The following is a 22,684-nucleotide window of genomic DNA, read 5'->3' as shown; positions in this document are numbered from 1 at the left end:
CTCTTTTTATGCATTCTGCGGTATTAATGTTTTGCTTATTTCATCAACAATCTCGACACTGGCTGTTTTAGCCTGGAAGAATCGCCAATTGTTAGAAAATACAGATTTCAAGTTCAAAGTAACCGCTGCCAAAATTGCATTGACAATATCTACCAAGATTTGTTTGTAGCCGCGATGTACCTCTAAAACGCCTTTTGCATCATTGATAGCTTTTATACAATTCAATTGAAAGTCTTGTGCAGTGGAAGGTGTTGGGGAGCTGAAATAATTTTCCATTTCCTGGTTTAATGCATGATAAAGAGTCACTGCTGTTTTAGCTGCGGATTCATAATTGCTATCCTTGAGTGCTTTCACAGCATGTTGGCAGCTTTTAATTTTTAGCTTCTCTAATGAAAGCAGTAATTTTTTCTCAGGGTCTTGAACTGATGCTAGTTCATCATACTGCCTATTTAGTGTTTCAAGCCATTGCCTTCGGCTTCTTTCAGATAAACGCGGGTGAGAAAGCGTAAGATGCAAATTGTCGTAATCAGGTATTTTATTGAGTATGGCATACAGTACATGCTCAGTGAGGTTATTTTTTTTGAGTATGTGCGCAAAATGTTCTGGCTTTTTGCATTTATCAACCAATAGCAATAAATTCTCTTCAGAAAGCGGGCCAGTTTTTTCAGAATCAACCAGTAAATCAATCTCCTTTGCATCGGCAATTTGAATCATTTGCCGAATAGGTAAAGCCGATGCCACATCTTTGCCAAACTGCTGTAGAATTTTTAAGCCGAGTGTCGGCGTTAAATTTTGTTGTTGTTTGATGATGGTAATCATGTCGCCAGCAGCATCGGTTCCACGTTCATATTTTTCTACCAGTTTAATGAGACACTGTTCCCAGGCAACTTTGTTTTCACGTTTGTACCGTTCAAACATGTTGGTCAGCAGTATTTTTAATAAGCCATGGTGTTGTTCGATGTCGATGCCACAGCTATCAATGATGTATTGGGCAATTTCTGGTGATAAATTAGGCTGTTTAAGAACCATGGTTTTAACCGCAGAGTCAGCATTTCGATGCATGCATATTTTTAGCAACAACGCAGAGGACACATTACATTGGGTCATTGCTTGTAAAACATCAGCGGTAACTGCCGTCGGATGGCTTAAAGCCAATTCCAGCTCATTTCGAGGTATAGCTTTTAGGATTGACAGCATTAAGTCAGCAGAGAGCGCTTCATGCTGTAGTAATAGTTTGCGGATATCGTCATGCCCGCGGTATTTATTAAGAATTGGTCGCAGTGTCTCTGGAGTTTTAGCTAGCTTGAGAATAAGTATTATCTGGGAGAATGGCATATTACCAATATGGTGAGCAATAATAGCCTGAAGGGTTTTTTCAGTGAGCTCTTTTCTCTTGAAAAGTAACTCACGTAGAGTTTGGGTCGTGCATTTTGGAACAAGTATTAATAATTGCTCCTCAGTGAATTCCTTTATTGTTCCAGGAGTAATCAATGTGGTAATTTCATCGGTATCGGAAATGCTATTTACCATAGCGTCAAGCGGTAATTTAACCGTTACTCTACTCCCAAAGCGACGAAGAATAGTGACGCCTATTGTTGAGCTTTTGATTTCGGTTTGTTCATTGATAATTTTTACTATCTCATCTGTTAGACCAGGCATATAGCTTGATCTTATAAGTAATCTAAGAAGGACTGGCTCCCATTTTTGTTGCTCTTGCTCGCTTTGTAGGTGTTTAAACGCTTTTAGAGTTAATTTTTTAATCAATTCTTGAGGTGTTGCAACATCATCTAGTCTATACAGAATCCATTGGGCGGTATTAAAAGAAAAGTTTTCATTGTCGATTACAGCGCTCATTACCTCTTGATTTCCTTTGGCATACGCCACAATACCGGCCAACACATCAGAAGAAAATGCCATTTCAGCCATTCTTTTCAATAGATCTGGGGTAATATGGCAGGCGGGATTTTTTAAAGCCAGGGTCACCTCACCATTTCCCACCCTGTTTTGCTCCAGGAATGATTTAAAGAGCTCCGTATTAAGGAGAGGGCTTGCGAAAATACTTTCTTTATTTTTAGTAGAGGCAGCAGAGTGCGCATAAACTCGTTCCAGCATATCAGGAGAGGATGCCTTTTCAATGATTAATGCCAGTAAAGAGGCTGTGAGCGGAGCGCTAGTTAACAACTCCTGCAATACACTGTCAGTGATGTCTGAGCGTTTGAGGAGCAGCTCGCTTAATTGTATAGTTTCACAGCGTTTGGCAAGCATTAGTAATTTCTCTTCCGAAAGTTCTCCTGTGTTTCTTTGCGCAAAAAGCAGTTTTAATGATTCCACATTGTCCGTTGCGGCCATTTCTTGAAAGGGTAAAATCGCTATTAAATTTCGACCAAAACAGTATAAGAAAGAAAACCCAAGTCTTGCGCTTATTTTTGTTTGTTTAAGGGCTTCAATGGCTCTTATAGGATGAAGATCGGGGGTTTTTCCAAGAATGTCTGCAAGGCAATTCTCCCATTCTTCTTTTTCGGAAATTACTTGAGAGTTCTGGTATCGATCTAATATCTTGAAAAAGAGATTTTCCAATATTTTTTTATCAGTTTTACCTTTAAGAATAATTTTTGCAATTGCAAGTGAAAGTTCATGCTGTTCAAGAACAAGGTTGTTCAGTGCGGGCGTTGCTGCTCGGTGAGTCATAATTTTTACTATAACTTCAGGATTTTTTATCTCTTTAATCAGAATTTCTAATGTAGCATTGGTAATAAGGGTAGAATCTGTTAAAAATTGTAAAATCACAGTGTCGGAAGGAAACGGTTTCTTGGTTAACAAATTGCACACTAAACGAGGAGAAAGGTCTGGGTGTTTCAAGGCTGCTTGCTGAATAGAATCACCAGCAGCTGGATGGGAATAGACTAAAGAAATTATTTTAAAATTTGAAGTCTCATCCAAAACGGAAAATAACTGCGCGGTATTTAGCTTCCCATTTTTAAGTAAAATTCGTAGTGCTTTTTCAGGAAGTCCTTCTTTTTGATAAAGTTTAGTGGCAAATTCTTCAGAATGACATTTTTCGGCAAGTAAGTTAAGCGTTTCCTCTGAAAATGTTCTATGAGAGTCCAACAAGGATTTCACTATCGTATCATCACAACAAGAATTCTGCAGAATAGTCTTAATCAAGGCCTGTGAAGGGCGATTTTCTAAAAGAGTATTTAATATTTTCTTAGAAGTGGTTTGTTGTGCAAAGGTAATAAGCACGATATCAATGCTCATTTCCTGAGTGATTTTGAAAGCTGGGTAGTTCTTAAGTTTGAAAAGCGCTTCAATGGTGGCTAGGGCCATTTCCTCAGGCTGGGCTTCTTCAGGATTGTTAAGGCCTTGAAGGTCGTAGAACTTGCTAAGAGACATCTCAAGACATAGTTCAAGGTAATGTTTTTCTTCCTTGGATAGATTTTTTAAGAAAAGAAGCAACGGCTGCTCGAGACGTTGTTTAAGCCTTAAAAGAGGTTGCAGATGATTATCAAGAAAGCTGAGACTATTTAGAGGCAAATTAAATTTTTCCTGCAACTCCACCATGGTTAGTGTTTGAACCCAGATGTTGCTGTTCACATAAGCAAATGCCTCAGCCATTTTTTGATATTCTGCAATTTGTACAGGAATCGTGTCGGGAAATAGTGTTTTCCAGTCTTGCTGGGTTAAATCTTCAAACGGATGGTTTGCGATGTAGGCAAATCCTTCAATATTTCCCTTCAGCAATACGGTTTTTAATTGTTCTAGCTCAGCCTCATTACCAGGTCTATAAGGAAGCAAATATCGTTCAAAGAATGCAATTTTATTTGCCGGTTGCTCATTAAGCCAGAGCAAGGGTGTGCCTTGATTTAAAAGGGAGGAGCATTCTCCGTTAAAAAAGCGTACTTGCTCGCGTAATCGCTGATAGTCGGAATTAGCACAAATAGCCTCGGGCGCTTCTCCTGCAACCACGGTATCTTCCGTGGTTGCTATCCAGCTGCCTGGGGAATCTTTAACGATGTCTTGCAAATTTTCGGCGTCTTGAGACGTAACAATAGTCGCCTGAAGTTTTTCGTTTTTAAGGTGATACCACACTAAAAACACGGGTTTTAAAAATGCATCGGCATATTTTTGCTGCCCCTGGTAAGTTTCGACGTAATTTTTGCTAGCTCTCAAATTCTGTGAAAATAACTCAGGCGTGGCGCTATTGGCACAAAACGTATTCAAAGGAAGCGTTAGTTGATTTAAGTAGTACGTAAAATTAAAACGTAAATTGTACCAATCATAAGTCTCCTTCGATTTAAGATGCGGATTAAAACAGCCATCAAGAGTATGCTGTGTCTGTACTTGTTTTTGTACTTGCTTTTGGATTTGAACTTCTTTAGAAAGCGAGTTGGCAGTATCTTCATATTCTGCCAAGCCATTCGGGATAGCAGATTTAATAATTTCTTGCAGACGTTGTTCGATTTGCTCAAGCTCAGTCGCAGATAATTCTATCTTGGCTTTTGCATGACAAGTTTTCCAGGTTTCAAGAAGCTGTTGTTTAAAATTCTCAAAAATGACAGTCACTTTTTCTTTCTTACTGATAGCCCCGTAAAGTGCAAAAAAATCACGTGAGGGTGTATCAATGAAAAACGGTGCAAAATGCTCGGTCAACTCCGCTTTGCGTCCAGCTTCTTCTGAAGGTAAGTCTTGGATAAGTGACAGGCACCTACGGCGTAAAAGATTTCGCATTTGCCCCTTAGCGGCAGATAAATTATCCAGGGCCAATACGCTTTTATCATTATCCTGCATCCGTTGAATCCATTCATCGTAGGTAAGATCTTGAAGACGTTTGGGTAAAATAAATTCAAGAGTTTGACTTTGACTGAGTCCTCTCATTCTGTCATTGCCTTGTTTCCAGGCTTGGAAGGGGATTTTTTCATCAGCAAGCACTAGGGCATGAGCTTCTAAGTATTGTCTGATATCAGTTCCCAACGTATGCACTTGATCATAAAACGTGAATCGCTCTTCAGGTTTTGAGCCCAGTAAGAGAGAGATTTCTTTTTCTTCACTGGTACCAAGAACAATAGGCTTTTCAGGTTTGGTAACGTCAAGCGCACAGAGCACCTGTTCTTCATTAAAATAAAGCACATGTTTGATTGGTAGACTAAAGTGATCTGGATGCTTGTTAATAAAACTCACTATTTCTGTAGCAACATTAAGATTGGTGACACCCGTAAATGTTGCATTAATATCAATAATGGCACGAATGCGCTCGTGTGCTTCTGAGTTGGTCAGTGTCTTTTCTATAAATTGGGCAGTATTCTCGTAATCAAAATAGGAAATTTTACTGTCTTTACTACGCAACAACTCAACGGTGTAAGCATCACTACCAAAAGAAGACTTGGGGTTGTAATGTAAGCGTTGGTGGTAGGTCGTATAATTTGAGGGTGTTCCCGATACACCTTGCGTGCTGCGGCAAATATCCACATGATTATAGGCATCGATAGAAAGAATGGTCCCATCTTGATTGATTTGTCTTAAAACCCGCTCTTGTAAAAGTGTGGCAATGAGGGAGCGATTGTGCTTATGCCGCGCAAGTAATGCAGCTATCTGTTGCGGATTATTCAGTTGAACCTGGCTTAATTTAAGGCCAGTGTCTTTTTCCAAAAGAGCAAAGCCTTTGCCAGTCGGTGTGGCATCCAAATGTTTAAGACCGGGATTTTGGAATAATTCTTGACGGGCAGCAGCAAGCCAGGTGGCAATAAGCTCTTTGAAAAGCTTTTTACCAATGCCCTTGGTAAGCATCATTTGCATGGTATAATTTACTGCTTCCAGTTCATTTCCAAAACGACTACGTTCATTGGCAAGGCGATTGCCAATATAAGGGATAGCAAGCGTGTATTGGAGAGGGCTTAAGTTTTCTAGCCGTGAACGACCATAGGTGACATTGTGTTTGCTAACTGTATTGCTACCTTGCAACGTTGCAGGTAGCAGTACCGTAATTTCTTGCTTAAAGAAGGCAAGTGTGGCTTTCTCTTCTGCAGTAGCCTCCAGTATCACGGGACTTAACTCAGTGGCCTTATTGCTTAGATAGTTTATAAGCTCTTTTTTAACATCCGTACCATAAACCCGAACGGCTTTATTGATGAATGACGTCAAAGGACTGGTGGGATCATTAACCAGTTTGGTCGCAAGATCTGTTTGAAAGGGAGCCCAATCATAATTTTGCGGTAGCGTGTGCGCTGTTTTAATCAATTTATCATCAATGAAGCCATATAAAGCAACGGCATTTCTAATGAGAGTTGACTCAAGAGGATGCGATTCCCCCAGGGTGTAATTGAGGATTGACTTTAACCACAATCCCTTATGCACTTCATCAATTAAATTATCTGCATTGTGATGCAGAAGGTTAACGATTTTATCGAGCCAATAAACTTGCTTATGCCAGGTTTTGTCTCTTTCTTTTACAGATAAGAGTTCAATATATTTCGCTTCAAGGGAGCGAAGCGAATCTCCCGTCGTTATCAAGTAACTTTTGGTGGTCATGACTTCTACAAATTGACGGTATATTTGTTCAAGACGTTTAGGAGAAACAGTACTATTACGGTCAAATTCAAAACGATGGGCACGTTTACCAAACAGACGCTGCGAGGTACGATTGGCATCGATGTAATTGGTGGCCAATAGCGCAGGCGGTACTTCAATGATGACTAAGTTATCACCTTGAGCCTTCATTTCTGCTACGACGGGTATAATAACCTTTGATTTCCCCCCACCAGGAATTATTTTCTCAATAACATTTTTAAACCCACGACCATCAGGCGCTGGTTCAAGCAGCGATTGCAGTGCCGTGACTTGACGCTTACGAAGCAAAATGTCTTGCTCATGTTGTATAATGACGGTTGCCGGGGAAGCAAGGGCAGGAATTTCTTCCCTTGCCAAGGTGTCTAACGCTTCTAAAGCCGCATCGATATTACCCGTTTTAGTTGCACTGCTAAGTTTACTTTTTACTTGTTTAAAAAGTTGGCTTTGTATCCCTTTAACAAGCGCATTATGAATTAATTCATACAGCTCTTTTGCCTTAGTAGAGTTTAATCCAGTTAGCTCCACCGTGTAGTTAAGATCAGCTCGGCAATAGATTGATAAAAGTTCTTTTTTATTAAGAGTGGGTTTTTCCTTTGCCTGTTTGGAAATTTCCCATGCTATACGCTGTTGTGGTGTATCAGGACCAAGGTTGGCTAGGAATAATGCTTTTTTCCAGGCTTTTTCTCGCACCTTATCAATAGATACTACGATAGAGTCCACCCTGTCTAAAACCAGTTTTGCCAGCAGAGGATTATCAGTAAATTGTTGAGCTAATTCCTTTTGCTGTTGCTCAGATTGCAGGAGTAATTTTCCTGCGGCGTCTTCTGTTGCAGTTTCCTGTAAATGCTGAGCAGTTTCTGCTTGAAGTTCGCGATATTGTGTGATGACGCTATCAAGCTGATTGCTTAATTCGTTTAACCCCCTATTATTGCCGATAGTTTGTTTTGCCAATGAATTTAAGAGGTCAAATAAAGTAGTTGTTTCCAGCATAGGTGGAGTTAGAGGTATGGTTTGAGGGCGTTCCCTCTTCAAGATATCTTCGGGTTTCGCTAAAACGTGCTGGTAAATATCTTTAGGCTCATAAACTTTAAGTGGAGGACAAGAAAAGGAGCTTACTCCCCTTATTAAATCAGCCAACTTAAAATTATCCAAATCTAATACTAAATTAGAGCGATTATTACAGGTGCGATACAAAATATTGCATAACAGGGGGATAGATGACTCCTGCTTTTCCAATAGTATGTGACGATTGGCAATCAGCGTTGCAGTACAAAAGTCTAATAAACGCTTAAATAGTGTTGGATCTTGATTGGTAGCCGCTATTTTTAAATAAACGGGAAAATGGCAGATAAAATCATGTTCACTGATCGCTGAATTTAATGCATCGAAAGCACTACTTAACTTTAGAACATCCGTCTCGTCTTTAAAGGAAAGCATATTTTGCCAACTGTCAAAAATACGTTTTGTTTTTTGCGGAAGACGGGCTTCATTGATACGGCTATCCCTATTTAAAGTTAAATCAATTGCCACTAGCTGAAGGTGAGATGATTTAGCCAACGGTGGCTTTATTTTTTTTAGGTGTTTTTCAATAAATGCCAAGCGCTTATTATCATCAAGTGATAAAGGATTTGATTGCTGCCGTGATAGTAGCGTATCACGCTCCTGTTTAAGCGTTTCAAGATTTAAAAGCATCCATTCATAACCTAAAGCACCTTTAGGAGATGCTTTTTTAGGTTGTGATTGTTGATAATAGTCCAGCAAGCGTTTACGCTCTAAAGTAGAGAGGTCATAGTCATGCTCAAGATGACGACGAACACGCTGTAAACGCGAGAATGAGTCATAAATTTTAGCTGGAAGATTATCAAGGAAACTCTTCACTTGCTGGTATTGGAGTTGGGCACATTGCGAATTGGCCGTGTCGTCAATGGTTGGTTCTTTTAAGTCAAATTTTCTATCTTGTAAGAGGAAATCACAGGCAAGACTCATTGCTTTCAATTGGCATGCCACATAAGGTGGCGTTTGTCGTGCTGCTTCTCGATGATTGTCGGATAAACGATGAGGTAAATCTTCAAAAATCCAACTAATAAATTGTAATTCGGCAGGATCGCCAGTAAGCCCGCCTAGTCGCGTATTGCAATCTTGTAGTACGGCCCAGGCTTTTTCAACTTGATTCGTAGCAAGGTAGATATAAGCTAAATAAAGTGCATCAGCCACCGTATCAGCGACAGGTTCCCCATTTTGCAAACGAAAACTAAGGGTTCTTTCACTATTCTGATAATGCCACAGCGGTTTTTGTATCGGAGGCTTTTTGTTCCATTCTTGCTGAAGTGCTGACTCAGCAATAGTACCATAGATATCATGGATTACCGGATAAAACTCTCCCTGTTTGGCCTCTTTTTCTGTTGCAAAAAAACGACCAACAGGGACTAAATAGCGGGTATGGCTATTTTTTTCGAGCACCAGTCCAGCCACTGCAGGATGGATTGGAGAGGGACAATCAATGACGCGTTCCTTAGTTTCCGTATAAACGAGTTGAGGGTCTGAGGGATGAAGTTCAAATGTTAAATTATAGCGCGGAAGTTTAACAATCGTATCCGTTAAACTGCTGTACGTCAGAATAAATTTATTGCTTTCAAAATTATTGAGTAGAGGACGGTAGTTTGCAGGAAGTGTATCCAGTTTATAATTGGTTTCTTTCCCTTGCTCATCTAAAACAGTCAATACACCTTTACTTATTGAATAAACGGGTTTGTTATTATGAACTAACAACCCATGGTTGGAATCATTTGTTTCATGCCAATAATCCATCGTGCCGTCAGTCAGTACATGAGGTAAAGAAACATTAATAGGGGCCGTCTTTTTATTAGCATGTTGCGCAAGGTGATGTTGTGAAAGTGGTTGTAATTCATACTCGCGAAAAGCTCCTCCAACTGACCATTGTTTTTGCACAATAAGATTATTATTTTTATAAAAGAGCTCAACCTTATCCTCTGGCAGGCGCAAGTAAGTACCTTCTGGATCAACAAGGCATTCATGCTTATCCTGCAAATTCAAATGCTTAATAAGCGGATGTTTTTGAAGCTCCAATGGTAAACCGCTGTGCGCTAATCCGTTTTCAAAGCGCTTGCCTTGAAGAATATTAAAACGAAGCGTTTTTCCATTCAGTTTGTGCGTTAAGCGATACATGGGAAATGAGTCAGCAGCAATCTCCCAATTTTCTTGCTCCGATTCAGGGAGCAGAAAATTTTTTACTACTGGTGTAACTTGATTGATGGATTGATGACTTATCAAAATTTGAAACTTTGCAATGTTACTATCCACGTCCACCCGATGGGCAGTATCCTCAAGAATAAAAGGATTAGCATGGCTCTGGATGTAAGCATAGGCTTTAAATGCCTGCTCAAAAAGCTCCCCGGAATCTTTGTCCAGATCAATACGAGTCATAATGGTTTGAAACAAATATTGCTGCAAAACATAAGTAACATCGGGGGTATTTTCCACAGAAAGTTGGTTTAGAAGTGTTTCTTGGAGTGCCTTTAATCGTGCAAGCCCTTTTTGTGGGTCAATATGGTAGAGATAGCGACTGACTAAAAAATCTAATCGTAAAAATAAGACGGAATCACTGGTAAACTGACCTTCCTTATTAAAAAAACGATAGCCAGTTTTCAAAAATTTATCGAATTGCGGTAGAAATGCTTTTTCTTTCAAGGCATCCAGTAAAAGACCGGGTTGGAAAATATTCGCTTCAACATAACGTTGATTTTCTATAAGAGAGAGCTTATCGATATGACGAATAAAATAATCTAGCGTCAGCGCTATTTGAAACCGTGGCTTGCTTCGTAGATGAAGATAATCACGCGCCAGAATATCGCTTTGAGTAACGGGTCTATTCGCGTCTTTTGCAGGGTTTCCTGGTGTAAGCTGTATTTCATTTGCGCTAAGAGGAGTTATTTTGTCGTTATATTCACTTTTATTAGGAATATCTGCCCTTAACGCATCCTTCGCGGGCGAGTCGGAGAGCGGGTATTTATGCTCAGAAAGCTTGGTGGATAGTTCTTGCCAGGTTAGAAATGTTGGATATAAAGGCGTATAAAGAAAGAATTTTCCTTTCTCCATAACAAAATCAAGGCGTTGGTGATAACTCAATTCTTTCGCAAAAAAAGGATTAATGGCCCGTCTTAATTTAGATTCGTAGGCTAAATGGTTTACTATTTTACTGATGATAGGACTAAAATTTGTTTCGCCGGGGAGGGTCGATGTGGAAAGTAGTTCTTCTCTTTTTAAATGTTGAGATATTAAATAAAGTGCTTCAAGACCATGCTTTCTAATTTTTGTATGAAGCTGGGTAGCATTTGCACTATATTTCTCGTTATAAAGCTTTTTTAATTGATTATTAAGATCAGGTTCAGTTGCTAACAACTTTTTTAAATAATCATAAAAAACACGATGTTTGTTAAATGCAGCCGATCTATATTGCTTCTGCAATGCCTTAAAATTTTTATCAAGAACAGGCTGGTTAGTCGCATAAAATGGATTACGTAAATTATTGCCTAAAATGGTGTTTAGCATCGTGGCATCGAAAAGGTTAAACGAAGGCAATTTATCTTCTTGGTTTATTTTTTCATGTACTTTAACCTGCATATTGAGGAGTTGTAGTTGCATAACCTGCAAGCTTGGAATGCGGCTTCCCTTAAGCCAATTGTCTTGCAATTGCAGTAGTATTTTTTGCAGCGAATCCAGCTGGTTGCTAAAGCGCTGGTATTGGCTGAGATTATTGAGCTCTGCATAAAATCGGTTGGTCTCAACATTAGTAGGCAGTGACGTCAATACTTGTTCAAGGTAGTAATATTGAGTTGCCGGCTCTAAATGGGCAATCTGATTAATTATTTTATCCAGATTAATAAGAAGGTTTTTACCAGTACCTAAATGAACGGGCAGAGGAGGCTTTTCATAATAGGAGGGAGTATATAAATAGGGAGGCTTAGCGGTATCCTGGTTTCCTCTCACTATCAAAAGGGGTAAAGGATCATACTCGGTGATCTTTTTTACAGGTTTTGTGAACTTATGATTATTGATTTTTTCTTTTATTTGGGAAAGCTCAGTAAAATAATGCTGTGTTTTCTCGGCATCAAACAGGTTTGAGATGTTTAGTATTTTTAAATTATTCTCTATCGCGAAGCGAATTTGGTTAATAACCGCTGGTGTAAGAGGTTCCTCTTTGGTGTCAAAACAAGCTTTTACATAATCTAGCAGCGCATAGTGTTTGAATTTAAAAATAAAACGCTCATAGACTTTAGCCGAGGACGAATTCAGTTTAAGCATTTGGTGAATACATCGCTGTGCGCATGTTCCTGATAACTGACCACTGGTATAACCAAAATCAGGGATTTTTTCAGGAACAACTTCGTAACCACCAATATGACTGATACTTGCTAACGTTTCCTCATAGAGTATCTTTTCATCAAACGCTTTTCGCGTTGCTGTGGGTAACCTTGCCTTGAGGAGACGTCCTATAAAAAAACTAAGCTCTTTTTTTTCATGCGGAGTTTTAGGAAAAGGAAACTCCCAGGTTTTGGTTGGATTATAGAGCTCCTTCTCAATACTTGACTTTTTATGGTGGTACTCAATACCCGCACCCGCATTAAAGACGGTAAATCGAAAGCCATGTTCGGTACGAGTAATTTGATACACCATACCGTGGCCGCCGTCAAAATTCAGCCAGCCACCGGGCAGAAGGAGTCTCTCGCCTATGTCGAGGGTAAGAATATCATTAGTAATTGTATCAGCTAGATTAACGATGTCCTCATCCAAAGAGCCACTTTGTATGATTTCAGCCCGCTTACTTTCAACGGTTTTAAGATAATTTGTGTCAGAAATTAAGTTTACATAGGCTGGTGGGACTTCCCTTTTGCTTTGCAGTTGATCTAAGTACTGCTGAAGATAACTGATGGTGTTAATAAATTTTTGTCCTTCCAGATTATAAACACCGGAAAGGTTTGCATCATTTTCGATATGGGCAAACAAAGAGGCAGTAATTTTAGTCATGTATTAACAATAAGTGCCTTAAAAAAGTGTAGATGTATTATAGTTGGGCATGCTTAAGCAAATATTAACTTCCACTCGGGGAGTGTTTGTGATAGAAAGATTCTTTTTTTCAGTAAAAACGGGTGAGGCATGTCAATAAAATCAGATCGTTGGATAGAAAAAATGGCCTTGGAGCATGGGATGATATCCCCTTTTCAGCCAGAACAAGTTCGCCATACTGAAAATGGACGGATTATTTCCTATGGGGTTTCCAGCTACGGTTATGATGTTCGATGTGCCAATGAATTTAAGATTTTTACCAATATTAATTCTGCGATTGTTGACCCTAAAGCATTTGATGAAAACAGCTTTGTAGATGTCCAATCTGATGTCTGTATTATTCCCCCTAATTCATTTGCCTTGGCGAGGACTGTTGAGTATTTTCGCATCCCGCGTAATGTATTAACGATTTGTCTAGGCAAATCGACTTATGCACGTTGTGGTATTATTGTGAATGTAACTCCACTAGAACCAGAATGGGAAGGTCATGTAACGCTAGAATTTTCAAATACCACGCCCTTACCCGCTAAAATTTATGCACATGAAGGCGTTGCCCAGATGCTGTTCTTGGAATCTGATGAGGTTTGTGCGGTTTCTTATCGAGACCGTGGTGGGAAATATCAGGGGCAAACGGGTGTAACCTTGCCGCGAGCTTAGGGTTCCATTCACTTTAGGTGCAGTTACTTCTAAGGTGTTCGCCATTTTTAAAAAATGTCGTCATTCTGAGCGCCCAGCCCCGAAGGAGGTAGGGCGCTCAGAATGACGGTAATAGATAGTAGCGGAATGACTGGTATTGGCATAATAATGTCTAATGCTCAAAAAAGACTTAGTTATCTTCTCGCCGTTGCAATTTAACTTTTGAGCGGGAAGCATCTACACGCTCCCTGAGCTCTTTTCCTGGTTTAAAGTGAGGACTATATTTTTCTTGGGTAATCACTTTTTCACCTGTTTTAGGATTATGAGCATTGCGAGGGGGACGGTAATGTAAGGAAAAACTACCAAAGCCTCTGATTTCAATGCGCTTTCCCTCAATGAGTGCCTGACTCATGAGTTCTAAAATACGATTTATGCTGTCTGTGACTTGCTTCTCAGGCAGATGTGTCATTTTGGCAGCAAGGTTTGCAATGAGTTGCGATTTAATCATACCCACCTCGGTTAGCCGCGTTTCTGGGCGTCATCACCAGGACACAACAGGTGACTGACTTCTATCTAGCATTCAATTTTTAGTATAGACTCGAAAAAAAATTATTCAATGTTATCAATTAACTGTAACAAGATTTTTAACGTCAATGCAACTAAATTGTGTAAAACATTCTATATGGCATATTCAGTGAGTCCTATGTTATAGCGATTTTTTCTTGGATAAACGCATTGACGACCCCCCAACTCATATTAACAGCAGTTACTTTCCGAGTAATAAATAGCGGCGAAACCAAAGCTTTGCTAGTAGAAATTACCACGGAGCCAGGTTGTAACTGTTCCAAATGTTTACTGATCGCAAGCCAATGCCCCCCAAAAAAGGCGGTGGCATTAATAAATACCAATGAGGCATCGCTAAATTGGCAATTTAAAAAATCATCCTTTATAAATGTAATGTGCTTTGCTTTTTCCTGATAGCCTTTATAGGCTTGTAAACGTTGTTTTTGCCTAAGTGCACAGTGGTGCAACTCGGAAAATAGTTCAATGCCGCAGCTTTTTCGAACGTCAAATACTAGTGTACAAGCGATAACTGCCGTCCCAGTGCCACTACCTAGATCATAAAAAACAGTCGCAGGATTAGGTTGGCATAATGACAATAAAGCTATAAATGATTCAAAATCAATTTCGCCATAAGTGTATTCTAGTGCAGCCTCTTTTCTTCTGGCATGCTGCGATAGGGCGAACCCATTGATATTGTTATAGAGCGCTTGGTAAATTGCAAAATGCTTGTCCAATGACAAAGCTTTTCGCCACCGTTTTACAGCACGCTGCTGGCGCCTGCCAAACCAAATCAAAATAGCTGCTAATAGCAGGAGCAAGAAAAAAATTAACATGAATCAGGCTTTATGCGGTTTCTGGTGGTTTAAGATCTTTGCTTTTTCCTCGTGTGTCAATGTTGGCCATGCTTTGATTAAAACTTTGCCTGCCTCTCGTTCATTTCTGGCTTGTTGATGAATTTCCCATGGCAACTCATTACTGACGTAAAAGCCCATGGCAAAAGTAGTAATAACCGTGATAATCAGGGCAAGTGACGCTGCACGCCATTGAAATCTTCCGAGAATTCCCTGACTTTTAATCACTGCATTATGCGCTACTCGCTCGACTTGTTCACAACTCTCATTCGCTATACGACGAAAATGATGAATATCATATTGCGTAAAATGTTCATCGAGTCTTTCTATTGCCCGTAGGGTATACTGTTCAAGTTGATTGATACCCTTTTCCAAAAATTTGCTGAGATCTTGGTGCTTGTCGGTTATTTCATCTAACAGTTGCTGACTTGCTTTCTGTAAATCACCAAGATGGTCTTCACCCTGTTTTAATATTTTTTCAGCGCTTAGGCGAAAACGAGCAATTCCGGCCTGGGTTAATACCTCTTGCAAAGCATCCAGTTCATTATGGAGATTTTGCAGTTGTTGTTGTGCTTTATTTTGTTGAATTTGGGCCTGTTGTTCAATATCATGCCGCCATTCGAGCATTTTAGTTTCAGCAAGTTCAAAATAAGCTATAAATTCACCTGTGTGTCGTAATAATTCTTTTAATTTGACAATATCTTGATCCTGTAAATGCTCCATGGTCGCCTCCTGGCATTCCTCTTCATTTGATTCGTAAAAATGGTTCTTCTCGCTATACTTAAAAAATTCGATTAACCAGTACTTCTGCCTTGGTTTTAAATTATGATTAAACAATTGCTTTTTATTAGTATGACGGTATTTGCTATCGCAAGTTTATTAATTTATTTTTTACAGCGAAATTTGATCTATTTTCCAGCAAAAGAAGTGCCAAGTCGGTCGGTATTTCAAGCAGAAGATATGCAAGTCGTAAAAATTCATACAGCAGATGGCTTGGAGTTAATGTCTTGGTATAAGCCTGCTGCGGCTGGCAAGCCGACTATTCTGTATCTGCATGGGAATGCTGGCCATATTGGTTACCGGATGCCGTTAGTTCGGCAATTTCTTGCAGCAGGTTTTGGTGTGTTGCTTTTGGAATATCGTGGCTATGGGGGCAATAAAGGCCAACCCAGGGAGCAGGGATTGTATTATGATGGACAAGCTGGACTTGAGTTTTTACAACAGCAAGGCGTTTCACTGCAACAAACGATTTTATATGGCGAATCGTTAGGGACAAGCGTTGCAACTTATTTGGGGGCAAAAAGCAAGGTTTGTGCAGTAGTACTACAATCACCCTATACTTCAATGACTCAGGTAGCCCGCTACCATTATCCTTGGGTTTTTATTGCTCCATGGGATAAATTTGATTCTTTATCACGTATTTCTCAAATTAAAAGTCCTTTGCTTATTTTACATGGTGAAAGTGACACTATAGTACCCTCCCAGCAAGCCCGTATCCTTTTTGAACATGCCAATGAACCCAAGTTTCTCATTAATCTGCCTGACCGAGGCCATAATGATTTATGGGATAATGGATTTGTTAATAGAATAGTCGCTTTTATTGGAACTAACTGCGCATAATTAAATCTTTTTAGTTGAAATTTTAACATAATAGTGTAAAGTCTTAGTTAATATTTCCTTAATCTGCATTGGTTAGAATGGAATTATATGAGTATTTAAGGGGAGAAAACCATGGCACTTGCCAGCACAGGTTTTTTTAAAAATCTTCCTCCACAACCTACTGAAGCTACCAAGCAGACTGCAAAAACTGTGGATTATGTGGATGTAGGTGGCAATGGTGATTGTGGATTTAGAGCGATTGCTGCGGCAATCATCAGTAAAGAACTGTATGAAAGTAATACGATGTTTTTTGAAAATCGTAACAGTGCTGAATTAAATGCTCTACTGATAAAACATTTCGAATATTTCCCTGAACAAAAACCTTCTTTGCCTCATGCAAATGCGATTGACCAACTTCGCTGGCTGACCAACTCTAATAGAATGGTGCTTACTATTCAGTCTCTTGCCTATACTATCCGTCAGATGGCTGTTGATGAAATGACTGATCGTGAGAGCTGTGCAAAATATCGTGGTGCTTTTGTGAATGATGGAGTAACACCTACTTCACCTGCAACCATGCGCCAGCCCACAACTTGGATTGATGAAACAGCTATTGCGGCAGCTGCTAAAGCAACCGGCTATCCTATTCGGGTTCGCGTCGTTAGTGAGGGAAAAGAAATTCCTATGCATTTGCATTACGAAGGGAAAAAAGAACGCTCTGCCAATCCCCTGGTGATTCAATTACAAGAGAAGCATTATATTCCTTGTGTAATGAATCCAACTAAATTTCAGTCTGTAAAAACAGTATCTGCAGTTAGCCTTACTCCTACACAAGTTAAAAAAAATGATCCGGACATTGAAGAAGTTCTTGCCATCATTGCCCAAGAAGATAAACGCCTGTTAGAAAATTTCGAAGATACCAAGCGCCGTTTAACCGCTGCAGTTGAAGCGGATGGTGCAACCAAAGAATTATTATTAAATATTTACATTGAAGGGTTAAAAAAGAGTGATTATTTCCAGGGGTACGTAGGGATTGAGCATGGTAGTGAACACTTCTTTAAAGCGCTTAAAGAATCTAACAGTGAACTACGGATTGTTCGCAATGAGTTGATGAATAATCCGAATCAACATTTTACTAATCAATTAATCCATGCGATTGCCAGGGCGGTCACTATAGAGCAATTGGATGCTAACCATGTGTTTGATCAAATTGAGGCTTTGGACAAAAGAGCAGGTGCGCGCATTGGGTAAGCGCGCGTCCTGCTAGGGCGTGCCTTATAAAAAACCCTGCTCTTTCATCCATTCATCGTTGGCATGTTTAGACATGTAATTGCGAATGGAGTCAGGGAGAATGACTAAACAACGTTGTCCAGCTGGTAGTGATTTTGCTGCCTCCAAAGCTCCCCACATTGCAGCCCCGGAAGAGCCTCCGACTAGCAAGCCTTCTTCCTGAATTAACCGTCGTGCCATATGAAATGAGTTTTTATCGTTGGTCTTAATGTAATTATCGATTAAGGTGTTATCAAGAACCTCCGGGAAAAAGTCATAGCCTATTCCTTCAACCTGATAGGGTTTAATTTCATGACCACCGCCTAATATAGAGCCTTCCGGGTCGACCCCCACGATTTTGATTTGTGGATTATATTCTTTCAAACGTTTGGCAATGCCACTAATGGTCCCACCAGTTCCTACGCCAGCCACAACCATATGTAGATTCATGCCGAAATCATCAATAATTTCCTGTGCTGTTCCATAATAATGGGCGTTAGGGTTATCTGGATTTGCATATTGATCAAGAATATGGGAATTAGGTATTTCACGCTGCAAGTCTTTGGCAAGAGAGATATGACTATCCGAATCATCCCATGCTGCCTCAGTTCGTGTGCGATAAATGGTGGCACCCAACCGTTCCAAAATGGATTGCTTTTCCTGGCTCATTTTATGGGGCATGGTAATCACGACTTTATAACCCAAAACAGCACCTGCCAAAGCGATACCAATGCCGGTATTGCCAGAGGTTGGCTCAATTAACGTATCACCAGGCTTAATGCGGCCAGCTTCTTGTGCTTTTTTAACCATTTGAAAACCAATGCGATCTTTAACCGAACCGCCAGGATTAAAAAATTCACATTTAGCATACAACTCACAAGAGAGTTCTTTGCCAATACGATTTATTTTTACTACAGGGGTGTGTCCTATCGTGGCAAGAATGTTGTCATAAATCATTGCAAGTCCTTATAATCAGAATTCTTGCTCAGTATACGTCAAAACTAACTTTTGTCGTTACTTCAAATGAGCTCCAATCACTTTTAAAACGAGACAGCTTATATGCCTCATCCTATCTTAGACAGTATTGGTTGTGCTTCTGACAGTTCTTTTGATCAATGTCCTCTTTCGCTTTTTTCGCCTACCTCTCACGTTAGGGTATTTGATAGTTGGTGTTCTTGTCGGGCCACATGTGTTGGCCTGGATACCTGAGAGTCCTGCCATTCTTTCTCTTGCTGAATTTGGCGTTGTACTCTTAATGTTTACCATAGGATTGGAATTTTCTTTGCCGCAGCTTTTAAACTTAAGGCACGCTGTTTTTGTATTAGGTGCTCTACAAGTTATTCTAAGTATCGTGATTACCCTCGTTGTTGGACTATGGCTACAAATGACCATCAAAGAGTCAATTGTTATTGGATGTGTGGTGGCTATGTCTTCAACTGCCTTGGTGATTAAAGTACTTACTGAGAATTATGAAATTCATGCTAAACATGGTTTAACTGCACTCGGTATTTTACTTTTTCAAGATTTATCTGTAATTCCTATACTGGTCATCATAGCAAGCTTAACTGGCTTAAGCGAACAGTCTCTTTATACTTCTTTATTGAGTGCTTTACTTAAAGGACTTTTGGCTATTTTTGTTATTATCGGATTAGGGCGTTGGCTTTTACGGCCTTTATTCCATTTAGTTGCCTCCACACGTATTGTTGAATTATTTACACTAAGTGTCTTATTTGTAGCTATCGGCTCAGCATGGTTGACATCTGTATTGGGAATGACCTTAGCATTAGGTGCATTTTTAAGTGGAATTATGTTAGGTGAAACGCAATTTCGGCATCAAATTAAAAGCGAAATTCGTCCATTTAGGGATGTTTTATTAGGATTATTTTTTGTATCCATCGGCATGTTAGCCAATATAACCACATGGGCGGATACTTGGTATTGGATATTGCTCCTGTTAATTGCCTTGATGGTAGCTAAATCGCTGTTAATTATGTGCTTATGTTGGTTTACCCACTATGGAATTGCAACGGCAGTTCGTACAGGTTTGATTTTAGGGCAGGGGGGAGAGTTTGGCTTTGCCATCTTGGCTTTGGCACTAAGCACTCAGCTAATACCGCTTGACTATGGTCAAGTGATATTAGCAGCTTTAATCATCTCGTTTGCTTTAAGCCCCATGATTATTCGCAATAATAAACAAGTTGCCAGATTTTTATTACCCAAAAACAAACAAGGTGATCAAGAACAGATTGTAAAAAGGATTAAGGAAATCGCTGATGAGTTGAAGGATCATGTGATTATTTGTGGTTTCGGTCGGGTTGGGCAAAATGTGGCACGTTTTTTAAATAAAGTGAATATTCCATACCTTGGTTTTGATTTAGATCCCGCAATTATTCACAATACCTCGCTGGCAGGGGAGCCTAGCATCTATGGCAACGTGACTCATCCCGATGTACTCAACGCGGCCAAACCTGAAAAAGCTACTGCATTAGTTATCAGTTTTGATGATGTGCAGGCAAGTTTGAGTGTTTTAGAGCATTTGCAAGATCTTAAGATCCCAATTTTAGTCAGATGTAAAGATGAAACAGAATTTGAATTATTACGTAACAAAGGTGCAACAAGAATTGTCACAGAGGTTTTTGAGGAGAGTTTGACATTGGTCAATTATTTGCTACAAAGTTTACATGTCCCTAAAGTAAAAATTAATACATTATTGCAAGAAGCGAGGGAAAATAATTATGAAATACTTGCGCAAATTTTTCCTGGTTCATTTTTAGAGTTAGAAGAGTCGTTTGAGGAAAATTTGATATATGAACATTTGCGGCCTGTTTTTCTACCAGAGGGCGCGTATGCCGTCACAAAAATGCTTGGTGAAATAAAACTTCCACAAGTAAATATTGTCAGTGTTCGGCGCAATAAAGAGCATATAAAGCCAACACCAACCTTCACATTTTGTGCAAAAGATATTTTAATTCTGTATGGGGCACCGACGGCTTTGAACCAGGCTGAAAAAAGATTATTAGTAGGATAAAATATTTAGGTTAACTGCACAATTAACAATACAATTGAATGATTTAAGAATACTGGACATCTAAAAAATAACTGTTAAAAATCATAAGCCTGATTTTACAAGCGCGTTGATACCCGTTAGAATGCAAAGTAGTTAAGATTACCAATTTCAAGGATGACAATATGAAAAAAAATCTGCTTTTTTGGGGTATCGCTGGCATTTTGACTTCTTCGTCACTGCTGTTAACAGGTTGTCAAGGTATAGAACAATTGTTTACTGATTCGCCAGTCAGAAGTTCTCAGCCTGAGTATGGTACAAGTCAGCGGCATAATACGACGATTTATCAAAGTGGTTCTTCAACCCGGGCAAATTCGACCACATCCAGGGCGACAAGCAGCTCCACTTCAGCCAATCGTTCTAATCCTGATTCTAGTTCTAGTTCTGGTACTTCGTCTTCTTCCTCGTCAGCCTCTTCCTCAACATCTACGCCAGCTACCACTCAAGCTGCCAAGAAAACTGCTGGTACTGCCGTTCCATTGGAAGCTCCAACTGTTGGACAATAAGTGGATTTAGAGAATATAGAGTAAGGCAGTTAGGTTTGTTTTGAACTATCGAAAGGACAAACATCCATTCATGGTGATTCTTTAAAGAATCACCATACTCTCGCAAAAATCTATCCAAAACCCTCATAGGGCGTTAAAATCTGTCCATGAATTTTTAATTGATGGATAAAAAATGAGCGCATTGAAAGAAGCTGTAGCCAAGGAAGTATTAAATTACCTTAAAGATGATGAAATGATCCTCGGTATTGGTACGGGCTCCACTGTGAATTATTTTATTGAACAATTGGCTACCATTAAGCATCGTATTGATGCTTGTGTAGCAAGTTCAAAAGAAACAGAAGCCCGACTGCGAGCCCTGGGTATTCCTGTCATTGATTTAAATGTCGCCCAAGAGGTTCCCCTTTATATTGATGGAGCGGATGAGGTGACAGCAGGGCGTCAAATGATAAAAGGCGGTGGCGGCGCTTTAACAAGGGAAAAAATTTTAGCATCAGTGGCTAATCAATTCATTTGCATTGTCGATGAATCAAAGCTTGTGGGGCATTTAGGTGCGTTCCCGGTTGCTGTTGAAGTTATTCCTATGGCTCGAAGCTACGTGGCTCGTGAGCTTGTAAAGTTAGGGGGTGATCCAGAATATAGAGAAGGGTTTATTAGCGATAATGGTAACATCATCCTTGATGTTTATAATTTTGACATCACCAAACCCATTGAATTGGAGGAGTCGATTAAGTTAATACCGGGTGTTGTGGACAACGGTTTATTTGCCAAGCGACTTGCTGATACAGTTTTGATAGCTACCTCCAATGATATTAAAAAATTGAATTAATTTTTCTTAAGTTTCCCTTAAGGTTTGAGCGTTATACTCCTTGCTGAAAGTTGAAGGGAGTTTCTATGCGTGTCTTAATAGTTGAGGATAATGCATTTAATGCATTTTGCTTAACCCGATTATTGACTATGGTGAATAAGCACATTCAAACGACAGTTGTCGGGGATAGCCTCAGCGCTTTACATTATATTGCCCAAAATGAAGTTGCCTTTATTGTGATGGATGGCGATTTGGGTGCTACAGACGGTGTTTATTGCAATGGACCTGCTTTAGCAGAAACCATTTGGCAACAAACGCCTCAATTGCCAATTGTTGCCTGGTCTGATTCCGAACTTATGCGCAAAGCTTTTTCTGATATTTTCAGACAATACAACAAACCTTTAAATGATTTTAATTGCTGGACGAAAGTAGTAAGTCAAGAACGTATTCGTCAATCGCTGCCTTATTTGCTGGCGCAGCATGGTGATTCTTATTTTCCTGAAAATCAGAGAAGCAAGAACGTTGCTTGCCTGTCACTTGGAAAAGCATTTAGCGAGTAGGTTGGTCGAAAAAAGTCCGAACCTACTTCCTTGTTAACCATTATTTTAACCATCCCTGCCCCTTCTTCCGTTTAGCACCGGAATTATCTCGCGCTGTGTCTTAACGGTGAAAGGAGGACCCAAAATATTATTGTCTTTTTTGCTTCATTCATACACCATACGCGAATTATTATCGCTGAGTG

The 22,684-nt window shown here is 39.7% G+C and carries 12 protein-coding genes; 7 read left to right on the top strand and 5 right to left on the bottom strand.

Features of this window, described 5'->3' with window-relative positions:
- Window positions 1-6: 6 nt before the first annotated feature.
- On the bottom strand, window positions 7-12,609 hold the full coding sequence (locus Ljam_RS09025; protein WP_058449714.1) for a DUF3638 domain-containing protein: 12,603 nt from the start codon (window positions 12,607-12,609) through the stop codon (window positions 7-9).
- A 129-nt stretch (window positions 12,610-12,738) separates the two neighbouring features.
- On the opposite strand from Ljam_RS09025, the gene dcd reads away from it, so the two are divergent.
- A complete protein-coding gene (dcd, locus tag Ljam_RS09020) occupies window positions 12,739-13,305 on the top strand; it encodes a dCTP deaminase (RefSeq protein WP_058449713.1) in 567 nt (188 codons plus the stop codon).
- 169 nt (window positions 13,306-13,474) lie between these two features.
- Here the strand turns inward: dcd and Ljam_RS09015 are convergent, their stop codons facing one another.
- The 3 genes from Ljam_RS09015 to Ljam_RS09005 form a co-directional block, all read right to left on the bottom strand.
- A complete protein-coding gene (locus Ljam_RS09015; protein WP_058449712.1) occupies window positions 13,475-13,792 on the bottom strand; it encodes an integration host factor subunit beta in 318 nt (105 codons plus the stop codon).
- A gap of 193 nt (window positions 13,793-13,985) precedes the next feature.
- The gene (locus tag Ljam_RS09010) at window positions 13,986-14,681 is read right to left on the bottom strand and encodes a class I SAM-dependent methyltransferase (RefSeq protein ID WP_058449711.1); all 696 of its coding nucleotides are present in this window, start codon (window positions 14,679-14,681) and stop codon (window positions 13,986-13,988) included.
- A gap of 3 nt (window positions 14,682-14,684) precedes the next feature.
- Window positions 14,685-15,422 (bottom strand): hypothetical protein, encoded by a 738-nt coding sequence (locus Ljam_RS09005; protein ID WP_058449710.1) that lies wholly within the window; start codon window positions 15,420-15,422, stop codon window positions 14,685-14,687.
- 102 nt (window positions 15,423-15,524) lie between these two features.
- Here Ljam_RS09005 and Ljam_RS09000 point away from each other — a divergent pair, with 102 nt between their 5' ends.
- Window positions 15,525-16,319, top strand: coding sequence for an alpha/beta hydrolase (locus tag Ljam_RS09000; protein ID WP_058449709.1), 795 nt, complete (start codon window positions 15,525-15,527; stop codon window positions 16,317-16,319).
- A gap of 111 nt (window positions 16,320-16,430) precedes the next feature.
- Entirely contained in the window at window positions 16,431-17,549 is a 1,119-nt protein-coding gene (locus Ljam_RS08995) for a hypothetical protein (protein ID WP_058449708.1), read from the top strand.
- 24 nt (window positions 17,550-17,573) lie between these two features.
- On the opposite strand, the gene Ljam_RS08990 is transcribed toward Ljam_RS08995, so the two are convergent.
- Window positions 17,574-18,524 (bottom strand): pyridoxal-phosphate dependent enzyme, encoded by a 951-nt coding sequence (locus Ljam_RS08990; protein WP_058449707.1) that lies wholly within the window; start codon window positions 18,522-18,524, stop codon window positions 17,574-17,576.
- A 133-nt stretch (window positions 18,525-18,657) separates the two neighbouring features.
- Between Ljam_RS08990 and Ljam_RS08985 the strand changes: the two genes are divergently transcribed.
- The 4 genes from Ljam_RS08985 to Ljam_RS08970 all read left to right on the top strand — a co-directional run bounded on the left by Ljam_RS08985 (window position 18,658) and on the right by Ljam_RS08970 (window position 22,502).
- Window positions 18,658-20,595, top strand: coding sequence for a cation:proton antiporter domain-containing protein (locus Ljam_RS08985; protein ID WP_162262920.1), 1,938 nt, complete (start codon window positions 18,658-18,660; stop codon window positions 20,593-20,595).
- A 161-nt stretch (window positions 20,596-20,756) separates the two neighbouring features.
- Window positions 20,757-21,137: a hypothetical protein gene (locus tag Ljam_RS08980; RefSeq protein ID WP_058449705.1), complete on the top strand. Its 381-nt coding sequence runs from the start codon at window positions 20,757-20,759 to the stop codon at window positions 21,135-21,137.
- 172 nt (window positions 21,138-21,309) lie between these two features.
- A complete protein-coding gene (gene rpiA, locus Ljam_RS08975) occupies window positions 21,310-21,963 on the top strand; it encodes a ribose-5-phosphate isomerase RpiA (protein WP_058449704.1) in 654 nt (217 codons plus the stop codon).
- Window positions 21,964-22,028: 65 nt separating this feature from the next.
- A complete protein-coding gene (locus Ljam_RS08970; RefSeq protein ID WP_058449703.1) occupies window positions 22,029-22,502 on the top strand; it encodes a response regulator in 474 nt (157 codons plus the stop codon).
- Window positions 22,503-22,684: the final 182 nt, after the last annotated feature.

The organism is Legionella jamestowniensis (genome assembly GCF_001467745.1).
GTDB lineage: Bacteria > Pseudomonadota > Gammaproteobacteria > Legionellales > Legionellaceae > Tatlockia > Tatlockia jamestowniensis.
Note: the sequence above shows the minus strand (reverse complement) of the source record. Positions and strands in the feature narration are given on the sequence as shown.